Source organism: Ancylobacter sp. VNQ12 (genome assembly GCF_049445835.1).
Classification (GTDB): Bacteria; Pseudomonadota; Alphaproteobacteria; order Rhizobiales; family Xanthobacteraceae; genus Ancylobacter.
The window spans coordinates 1-9,136 of the sequence record NZ_JBMSDU010000042.1; the positions used below are offsets into that span (position 1 = coordinate 1).

A 9,136-nucleotide genomic window follows, 5' to 3' on the forward strand; every position below is an offset into this window, starting at 1 on the left:
TGGAGACCAACGATTTCAGTCTGTTAGCAACGCGCCCAGCTCTGGATCTGGCAGGCTGTCTCACGAAAACCGCTTTAAAAAACGGCTCGACGGCGGCCGAGTCTCACGAATTCCGGTCTGCTGACAGCGCCCGAATCCGCTCTCCTTCTATATAAGGAGAAGAACGACCGATAATGCAACATTATCGGATGTTATTATTCGACGACGGGCAGTGCGGTTCTTGGCTGCACTAGTGGTCATAACCGCACATTCCGGTTAAGTTTGATGGATGGATTTTCTGGCCGAGTCGACCCTGCTTGCATCCGCTGCGGCCCCGACCGTGCCCGGCTGGGCGGTGCCGCGTGCGCAGATCGCCGACCCGGTTGAGGCCGCCTTCATGGCCGGGGCAGTGTTGAATTCACTGGATAATTTGGTGCGCATTGAGCCACCCTGGGCCGGCGCCTGGCGCCAGCGCCTCGCCTTGAAAGCAGCCGCGAGCGCGGCCCGCCTGCTCGGCCATCGCGAGGACGAGGCGGCACTGCGCGACGCCTGGCACCTGCGCCCCGCCGGTGCCGATCCCGGACCCGCCGGGAACATTCTGGCGGCGTGGCGCCGGCTCGCGTCACGCTCGCCGGCGATCGATGGCGACGGCCTGCGCTCGGTCGCCAGCCTGCTCGGCCTTGCCTGGAGCGACGGGCTTGCCGCGATCCCCGCGCTCGTCGCCGAGCAGGCGCGCGCGAGCCGGCCGGCGCCGCTGGTCGCCGCGACTGTGGCGGGCGAGGTCGCGGCGATCGGTGCGTCGGCGGAGGCCCTGGCCTGGTGGTGCGCCGATCTGGCGCTCGCCGCGCGCATGCGCTGGCCCTTCGCCGTGCCGATCCTGGCGACGCAGATGCATGCGCCGGCGCTGCGCGGCGGCCCGGGCCGCCGGCGCCTGCGGCCGGGAGAGGAGGGGTTTGCGGGCGCGGCCTGCGTCGCGGCCGCGGCGGGCGGGACTGAGGCCTGCCGGCTCGCCGGCGAGATTGCCCTCCGCGCCCGGCGCCTCGCGGCGACGACGCCAAAGCTGCGGACCAAGGGGGCAGGGGAGGCGATCCGGATTCTGCTCGAGGATGACGCGGTGCCGGGCACGCTTGCGACGCCGGCACTGTCGCGCTGGGCGGCGCGGCGGCTGTTCGCGCGCCTGCACGCGTTCGAGGCGGTGCGCGAGCTCAGCGGCCGGCCGAGCTTCCGGCTCTACGGATTGTAGCCATGGCACGCCGGCGACGCGCGGAGGGAGTTCTCGACACCGAGCTCGCTGAGCTTCCGCCAGAGCTGCGCTGGCGCGAATGGGTGGCGCGCGTCGAGGCGGTGATCTTCGCCGCGCCGGGCCCGGTCGAGCGCGACATCCTTGCCCGCGTGGTCGGCCGCGCCTGCAGCATCGAACTTGTCATCGACGATATCCGCGAGGCCTTGCGCGGTCGCGCCTACGACCTGGTCTCGGTCGCCGGCGGCTGGCAGTTGCGTTCACGGCCGCGCTACGCCGAGGCGATCCAGGCCGCCTTCGGCTCGACGCCGGCGCCGATCCAGCTCTCCCAGGCCGAGATGCTGGTGCTCGCCTGCATCGCCTACCATCAGCCGGTGACGCGCGGCGAACTCGGCGGCATGATCGGTAAGCAGGTCAGCCGCGACACGGTCGGCTATCTGCGCGCGCTCGGCTTCATCGCCGCTGGCCCGCGCAGCCCGCAGCCGGGGGCGCCCTACACCTATGTCACCACCAAGGGATTCCTGGCGCATTTCGGCTTCGACACGTTGCGCGATCTGCCGGACATGGAGGCGCTCGAGGATGCCGGCCTGCTCAGCAAGGAGATGCTGCTGGCGGGGGATATCCCGCTCGGGATCATGGACGAAGAAGGCGACGAGGACCTCGACGAGGAGGTCGTGGCCGACGAGGAGAGCTGAGCGCTCCTGCTATGTCCCGAAGAAGCCTACGACCACGACGATTGGTCCTTCGGCAGCCGATGATCGGGATCGTGGACCATGACCGTTTCGTCAGCGAGCAGATTGGCCGGAAAGATCACCAGGTTGCTGCCGCCGGCGTGGCGAAGTGACGGGAACAGGAGGCCGCGAAGCCCGGCGGTGATCACGCGATCGGCGAACTTCCAGGATGGGGGAACTTTTCCGTCGATGCGGGCAATGCGGCGCCACGCGCAATCCCAGTCTTTCCAAGCCTAATCCCAGACGTCCGGATCGTAGCGCTGGGAGAGATCCGCGACCTCGCCGAGCGTCACCGTGTACCCGGCGCGACGAAGACCAATATGGCCGGAAGCTTCGTGTGGTGACGCGGCAGGGTCGTTTGATCGGTGCTGTACTTGTGCGGGAAGGTCTTGCGCGCCGATGGGGCAACGACCGGTGGAGCTGGTGCAACTGATCCATCACCGCGGTGAATCGGTCGGGACGGATCGATTCAGGGAAGTCGTTGGACGGGACCTGCGCGGGACGCGAGACTCCATCCATGCCGAATACGCAAGCCGCCCCCTTCGATTGCGCCGTGTCGATCCCTCTTTGAACATGCGGCGGTTCTATACGCTCGCGATCCAGCCGACGCTGTTCGGCGGGGCAACGGTCATCCGGAACTGGGGCAGGATCGGGACGAACGGCCAGTCGATGATGGAGACCTTCGATCAGCCTGAGGAGGCTGTAGGCGCATTCTCGCGCCTTGCCCGGACGAAACGACGTCGCGGCTATGGCGACGCCGGCGTCAACGGAAACGGCTGACCTCGGTGAAGGCTTTCCGGCGGGCGACGAACTCGCGCAGCAGCGGCAGGAAGAAGGCCTTGCTGAAGCGGCCGATCGGCGGCTCGGGCTCGAGATAGAAGGACCGACCGACAAGATCGGTGTTGAATTCGTCGAGGATGATCCAGAGGCGCAGATCGGTGTCCAGCCCGGCACGCCGCTTTTCGATGGCCGGGATCTCGGCAAAGAATCGTGATGCTTCCGGTTCCTTGGTGGTGATCGGAAAGAAGAGCACCAGATCACCGTCCGGTCGGACGATGCGCACGCCGACGGCGACCGGCCGGTCCTTGCGGCCCTCGGTCTCGCCGGCGCGGGCCTGCCGCGCCCACAGATAGGGATAGCGGATGACGGTCGCGGTCTGGATGTCGTCGAAGCTCATGACTTTCCGGCCTCATCCTCCCGCGCATAGGCGTCGACGGCGTTCTCGAACTCTGCGAGAAGGCTGTCGGGCATCGTCTCGATGGTCCCCGCCGAACGCGCGTCCGACTGGCGCATCAGCCGCTCATAGTCCTCGATGTTGAGGAGCACGAGGCGCGGCTTGTTGCGCTGGGTGATCGTCACCGGCCGGCGCAGCGCCTCGGCGATGATATCGCCGGACTTCCGGGAAAGCTCGCTCGTGGAATAGGACCCACCTGAACGCGGCATGGCGGCCTCCTGTAATTGCTGCCTTTGCTGTCATATACAGCATTCACAGCAACTGTGCAACGACGGTTCGTCCGAAGCGCCGTTGCCGGACCGGCGGCGCTTCGGACAGCGCGACATGGCGAAAGCCTCCCTAGAAGGGAGGCTCGCCGCTCAGCAGGCCCTCCAGCTCGGTCCAGATGAGCTCGCGCGCCGCGAGAGCCGTCTCCAGCTCAGCCTCGATCTCGCGGCGCTCCACGGCGTCGACGGCGTTCCGCAGTTCGGCGCGCAGTTCCTCGATGTGCTGATCGATCGACATGGGTCGTCTCCTTGATGTTGGTGAAAGACGACGCGGGCGGTCATGGCGGGCCGGAGGGGTGAAGGAGCGCGAAGCGATCGGCGGAGCCGGCGAGTGGGGGAGCGGAAATGTGCAGCATTTTGCCCTTGCGACGGACGCGTGATTGTGGCCGTCTCAGCCTGAGGCCGTTTCAATCCTGCTTGCGTGGGTAGGGCTGCGGCAGGACCCGGGGTAAGGGGGCCGTTCAGCAAATGCTGAAAGCCCCAATTCCAATGAAATCTCTTGACGAATTTCAATAAAAAATTACTTTCAGCAGATGCTGAAACCCACCGAGAGCGTGAACGAACTAGAAAACCGGGCGGCGGACGCTGTCCGGGCGCTGCTGAAAAACGTGCCGGTCATCCGGATCGAGAAGCTGGAACCCACACCACCCAGCTACAAGTTTGATCTCTTGGCCACGCTGAGCCTCGATGGGCACGAACGGCTCCTGGTTTGCGAGGTCAAGTCAGTCGGGCAGCCGCGGCACGTGCGGGCCGCTCTCCTCGAACTTCAGAGGGCTGCGGGAGGGTTCGACCCGCCGGCGATACCTGTCTTCATCGCACCCTATCTGTCTCCGGAAGCACAGGCGTTATGCCGCGAGTTCGATGTGGGCTTCGTCGATCTCGTCGGCAACGCGCGGATCGCATTCGACACGGTGTTCATCGAGCGGCAGGTCGATGTGAAGCCGGCCGTCGTCCAGCGCAGCCTGAAATCCATATTCAAGCCGAAATCCGCGCAGGTGCTGCGAGTCCTGCTGCGCGATCCGGCTCGCGCATGGAAAGTCGCCGATCTCGCGCAGGTTTCCGATGTAAGCCTTGGTCATGTCAGCAATGTTCGCGGTGAGCTCGTGGATCGCGAATGGGCCGAGGTTACCGATGACGGCCTTCGGCTGTCGCAGCCAGACGGTCTCCTCGACGCCTGGCGCGAAGCATATGAGGCGCCCCATGGCGAGCGCGCGGAATTCTACACGACCCTCCATGGTCAATCTCTGGAGGCCGCCCTGCGCGACGTCCTGCAGGCTGGGCCGGATGCTGCCAGGGCCATCCTTGCTTCGTTTTCGGCGGCGCATTGGCTCGCTCCCTACGGGAGGGTTCCGGCTCAGTATTTCTATGCGGATGCCGGCGGGCTCGCCGCCCTGCGTACCGCCCTGAAACTCTCCACTGTCCGCTCGGGCGCCAATGTCGTCGTGACAGTGCCGAAGGATTACGGGCTTTTCCAGGATGCCGTCGAGTCCGCGCCCGGCATCTTCTGTACCAGCCCGGTTCAGACCTATCTCGACCTTGCCGTCGCCGGGGAACGCGGGGCTGAAGCTGCGGACCACCTGCGCCAGGAGCTGCTCGCATGGCGAACATAGTGCCGCCTGAACCCCAGTCCGCATTGGACTACGAGGACCGCACCACGAAAGCCGTGAAAGGCGTGCTGATCGAGATCGGCCAGATCCTCGGCAGCTTCAAGGGCAAGTTCGTCGTGATCGGGGGCGCGGTCCCCTGGCTCCTTCTCGACAACGAGGATATGCCGCATGTCGGTACACTCGATGTCGACCTCGGCCTAGATGCGGAGGCGTTGGGTGATGGTGAGTATGTCACCCTCGTCGAGGCCCTCATGGGCCAAGGCTACAAGCAGCGCGAGGAACTCCGGCGCTTCCAGCTCGTCCGCGAGGTGCCTGTCGATGACGGAGGCGCGTCCATCAACATCGTCGTTGATTTCCTCATGCCGCGACATGCGGAGATCGTGAAGAACAATCCGCCGATCCTGAGTGACTTTGCCGTCCAGCGAGCCGATGGAGCGGACTTGGCCCTGCGGTTCTATCAGCTCGTCGCCATCTCCGGCGACATGCCGGAAGGCGGCACCAATCGCGTTGAAGTCGCGGTGTGCTCGATTCCCGCCTTGCTGGCGATGAAAGGCCACGCCCTCAACGGTCGGCACAAGCAGAAGGACGCCTACGACATCTACTACTGCATCCGCAACTATCCCAACGGGATCGAGTCCCTGGCAGAAGTCTGCAAGCCACTGCTTGAGCACCAAAGCGGCGCTCAGGGCTACAAGTTCATCGCCGACAAGTTCGATGTCCCAGAAGGTTACGGCCCGACCAGCGTCCGCAAATTCGTGGCCGAAACAGCCATCCTCGACGGTCGCACGCCCGAGCAGTGGCAACAGGACGCCTTCGGGCAGATCGACGCCTGGCTGCGAGCTCTCAGTCTGCGACAATAGCGCAACCGGAATGCAGCGACTTCGTCGAAGCGACAATGATTGGGGGGAAGATTGGGGAATTCAGGCTCGCGGTGGCTTTGATGGGAGCCCCATATTCACGCCCCCGGCACGGTGCTCAACGATCAGTTCAAAGGCACCGACAGCTTTGAACAGTATCTCGCCAAGATCGAGGCAGCCGCGCCTGCCATTCGCGCGCTGGGCGTGACCGACTACTATCTGCTCGATACCTATGAGCGTGTCCGCGACGCGAAGCATCGCGATGGGCGGCTCGCGGGCGTCGACCTCGTCTTTCCGAACGTGGAGCTCCGCCTTGGCTTCGGAACCGTCAAGGGCAACTGGGTGAACTGCCATCTCCTGGTCAACCCGGAGGATCCTGACCATGTGGGAGCCGCCCAGCGCTTCCTGGCGCAACTGACCTTCGAATATTCCGGGGACCGGTTCGCGTGCACCCCTGACGAGCTGACGCGGCTCGGCTTGAAGGTCGACGCCAGTCTCTCCGGCCGGGCGGCACTGGCGCGCGGCGCGACGCAATTCAAGGTCAGCTTCGAACAGCTGGCCGAGCTCTACCGGGCGATCGATTGGGCCAAAGCCAACATTCTCGTCGCTGTCGCCGGCAGCGAGCATGACGGGACCTCGGGGATGCGCGGTGAATCCGAAGGCGCGCAGCGCCAGGAGGTCGAACGGTTCGCGCACGTCATTTTCGCCAGCGGCGCCAGCCAGCGCGATTTCTGGCTGGGACGCAAGGACAGTGCGACGCCGCAGGAGATCCGCGCTCGCTACGGCGCGCTCAAGCCGTGCCTGCACGGCAGCGACGCCCATGAGACGGCAAAGGTCGGAGTTCCCGATGGCAATCGCTATTCCTGGGTCAAAGGTGGCGCCCATTTTGACGCGCTGCGCCAGGCGGTGATCGATCCCGCTGGGCGCGCCTTTGTCGGTGCCGCGCCTCCGATCCGTGCCACGCCATCTCAGGTCATCTCCCGCGTGACGATCCAGGACGCGTCCTGGGCGGCAACGCCGAGCGTCGAGCTCAATCCCGGCCTCGTTGCCATCATCGGCGCGCGAGGTTCGGGAAAGACGGCGCTTGTCGACGCCATCGCGGCCGGGTGTGACGCAGCCTCGGAGCATCTCAGCTCCGCCTCTTTCCTGGTGCGGGCAGGGGATCTCCTCGACGGGGTCAGCGTCCGGCTGGACTGGGGCACTGGCGAGCCGTCCGAGCGCGAACTGCTCGACTATGAATATGATGCCGACTTCGATGGCCGGTTTCCCCACGCGCGCTACCTCTCGCAGAAGTTCGTCGAGGAGCTCTGCTCGGCCGACGGGATGACCGACGCGCTGCTGCGCGAAATCGAACGGATGATCTTCGAAGCCCATCCCGAAAAGGAAGGGACGTTTCGGTTCGACCAGCTGCTGGACCTGCGCGCAAACCGGCACCGTCTCGCGCGTCAACGCGAGGAAGAGGCGATCGGCACCCTGTCCGACAATATCGGGCAGGAGCGGGAAAAACGGCGGCAGGTCTCGGGGCTTAAGCAGCAGCTTGCCCAGAAGGAGCAAGCCGTCAAGGGCCTGGCAGCAGATCGCGACAAGCTCATCGTGAAAGGCACGGAAGCGCGGGCCGACCGGCTGACCGTCATTGCCAACGCCGCGGAAAAGGTCCGCTCCTACCTCCGGCACTTCGCCAACCAGGAGAGCTCGCTTCTCTCCCTCCAGGACGAGGTGAAAGCCTTTCGCCAGAACAAGGCGCCGGAGGCACTGCGCCAGACCAAGTCGAGCTTCGTGGCCGCGCGCTTGGGGGATGCGGACTGGCAAGCGTTCCTGCTCGAGTATCGCGGTGATGTCGACGCCGCACTCTCTGCAAAACTCGAGACAGCCCGAAAGGCAGCGGCGAGCTGGCGCGGGACGGTGCCGGCCCCTCTGACCGATCCCAATCGCTCCTATCTTGCCGACAACGCCGATCCGGAGAAGACCCCGCTGGCCGTGATCGAGGCGGAGGCGGCGCGGCTCCAGGCCCTGATCAATATCGACACCGAGACCGCCAAGAAGTTTGCCGGCCTGGTCAAGCGCATCGCCGAAGAGAACACCCAGATCGAGGCAACGCGTGTGACGCTTGCCGATTGCGAAGGGGCTGCGGCGCGCATGGAAGAACTCAGCACGCGCCGGCGGGAGACCTATCTTCGCGTGTTCGAGTCGATCATTGCCGAGGAGCAGGTCCTGCGCGACTTGTATCAGCCGCTGGTCGATCGCCTGCAGGCAGCCCAAGGCACCCTGCGCAAGCTCTCCTTCTCAGCCAGCCGGCATGCCGACATCAAACAGTGGGCCTCGCTGGGGGAAAAGCTCTTTGACCTGCGGCGCGCGGGCGACTTCAAGGGAAAGGGGTCCCTCGAACAATGGGCCAGCACCAACCTTCGCAAGGCATGGGAGAGCGGTGACATCGAGGCGATCGACGAGGCCATCCAGCATTTCACGGACGCCTGGCAGGATGAGCTGCTCGCCGTGGCTAACGTGCCGGCGAACGACCAGGCCGGACATCGGAACTGGCTGATGCGCTTCGCCAAATGGCTCTTCAGCACCGATCATATCCAGATCTCCTACAGCATCGACTACGAGGGAACCGACATCACAAAGCTCTCGCCTGGCTCGCGAGGGATCGTCCTGCTTCTCCTCTACCTGGCGCTTGACGAAAGCGATCACAGCCCACTGATCATCGATCAACCGGAGGAGAACCTCGATCCCAAGTCGATCTTCGATGAACTCGTCAGCTTGTTCGTCGCGGCCAAGGGCAAGCGGCAGGTCATCATGGTCACCCACAACGCCAATCTAGTCATCAACACGGACGCCGACCAGATCATCGTTGCAACCGCAGGACCGCACAGCCCAGGCGATCTGCCGCCGATCACCTATCAATCCGGCGGCCTGGAGGATGCGGAAATGCGAAAGCTCGTCTGCGACATTCTCGAAGGCGGCAAAGCGGCTTTCAAGGAACGCGCCCGGCGGCTGCGGGTCAGTCTCGAACGGTAGCTCGGCCGACATACCGGTCATTTCGCACACGTCGGCGCCACACGCATTGGTTTGAAAGCACTTTCATGAAGCGGGTGTGTCAATCGGCATGGAAACTTGACCCCATATCGGCGCCGAATATTGACCCCGGGCTGGGGCATTGACCCCACTGCCGCGGAGCGTTGGTGTGGCGCAGCGGCAGTGGGGTCAATGGTGGCGGAGGTC

At 64.8% G+C, this 9,136-nt stretch carries 10 protein-coding genes and 1 pseudogene; 7 read left to right on the plus strand and 4 right to left on the minus strand.

Annotated features, from left to right (window positions below; all coding sequences use genetic code 11):
- The first annotated feature begins 268 nt into the window (after positions 1-268).
- Both ACO2RV_RS24590 and scpB read left to right on the plus strand, forming a co-directional pair.
- Positions 269-1,222: a DUF1403 family protein gene (locus ACO2RV_RS24590; protein ID WP_423296837.1), complete on the plus strand. Its 954-nt coding sequence runs from the start codon at positions 269-271 to the stop codon at positions 1,220-1,222.
- A gap of 2 nt (positions 1,223-1,224) precedes the next feature.
- Positions 1,225-1,914, plus strand: a complete 690-nt coding sequence (scpB, locus tag ACO2RV_RS24595) for an SMC-Scp complex subunit ScpB (RefSeq protein WP_423296838.1) — start codon at positions 1,225-1,227, stop codon at positions 1,912-1,914.
- A gap of 26 nt (positions 1,915-1,940) precedes the next feature.
- Here scpB and ACO2RV_RS24600 read toward each other — a convergent pair whose 3' ends face one another.
- Positions 1,941-2,150 carry an RES family NAD+ phosphorylase gene (locus ACO2RV_RS24600; protein ID WP_423296844.1) on the minus strand — a complete coding sequence of 70 codons (210 nt, stop codon included), beginning with the start codon at positions 2,148-2,150 and terminating at the stop codon, positions 1,941-1,943.
- 104 nt (positions 2,151-2,254) lie between these two features.
- On the opposite strand from ACO2RV_RS24600, the pseudogene ACO2RV_RS24605 reads away from it, so the two are divergent.
- Positions 2,255-2,383: pseudogene (locus ACO2RV_RS24605) on the plus strand (thermonuclease family protein); the annotation flags it as partial.
- 140 nt (positions 2,384-2,523) lie between these two features.
- On the plus strand, positions 2,524-2,730 hold the full coding sequence (locus tag ACO2RV_RS24610; RefSeq protein ID WP_423296845.1) for a WGR domain-containing protein: 207 nt from the start codon (positions 2,524-2,526) through the stop codon (positions 2,728-2,730).
- Here ACO2RV_RS24610 and ACO2RV_RS24615 read toward each other — a convergent pair.
- The 3 genes from ACO2RV_RS24615 to ACO2RV_RS24625 all read right to left on the minus strand — a co-directional run bounded on the left by ACO2RV_RS24615 (position 2,714) and on the right by ACO2RV_RS24625 (position 3,688).
- Positions 2,714-3,127 (minus strand): hypothetical protein, encoded by a 414-nt coding sequence (locus ACO2RV_RS24615; protein ID WP_423296839.1) that lies wholly within the window; start codon positions 3,125-3,127, stop codon positions 2,714-2,716. The two genes, ACO2RV_RS24610 and ACO2RV_RS24615, sit on opposite strands and share 17 nt — an antisense overlap.
- The gene (locus ACO2RV_RS24620) at positions 3,124-3,393 is read right to left on the minus strand and encodes a type II toxin-antitoxin system prevent-host-death family antitoxin (RefSeq protein WP_423296840.1); all 270 of its coding nucleotides are present in this window, start codon (positions 3,391-3,393) and stop codon (positions 3,124-3,126) included. The genes ACO2RV_RS24615 and ACO2RV_RS24620 overlap by 4 nt, the downstream gene beginning before the upstream one ends.
- Positions 3,394-3,523: 130 nt before the next feature.
- The gene (locus ACO2RV_RS24625) at positions 3,524-3,688 is read right to left on the minus strand and encodes a hypothetical protein (RefSeq protein ID WP_423296841.1); all 165 of its coding nucleotides are present in this window, start codon (positions 3,686-3,688) and stop codon (positions 3,524-3,526) included.
- Between the two features lie 295 nt (positions 3,689-3,983).
- Here ACO2RV_RS24625 and ACO2RV_RS24630 point away from each other — a divergent pair, with 295 nt between their 5' ends.
- From ACO2RV_RS24630 to ACO2RV_RS24640, 3 genes are all read left to right on the plus strand, one after another.
- Positions 3,984-5,060, plus strand: a complete 1,077-nt coding sequence (locus tag ACO2RV_RS24630) for a type IV toxin-antitoxin system AbiEi family antitoxin (RefSeq protein WP_423296842.1) — start codon at positions 3,984-3,986, stop codon at positions 5,058-5,060.
- Positions 5,048-5,917 (plus strand): nucleotidyl transferase AbiEii/AbiGii toxin family protein, encoded by an 870-nt coding sequence (locus ACO2RV_RS24635; RefSeq protein WP_423296843.1) that lies wholly within the window; start codon positions 5,048-5,050, stop codon positions 5,915-5,917. The genes ACO2RV_RS24630 and ACO2RV_RS24635 overlap by 13 nt, the downstream gene beginning before the upstream one ends.
- Before the next feature lie 93 nt (positions 5,918-6,010).
- Positions 6,011-8,932, plus strand: coding sequence for a TrlF family AAA-like ATPase (locus ACO2RV_RS24640; protein WP_423296846.1), 2,922 nt, complete (start codon positions 6,011-6,013; stop codon positions 8,930-8,932).
- Positions 8,933-9,136: the final 204 nt, after the last annotated feature.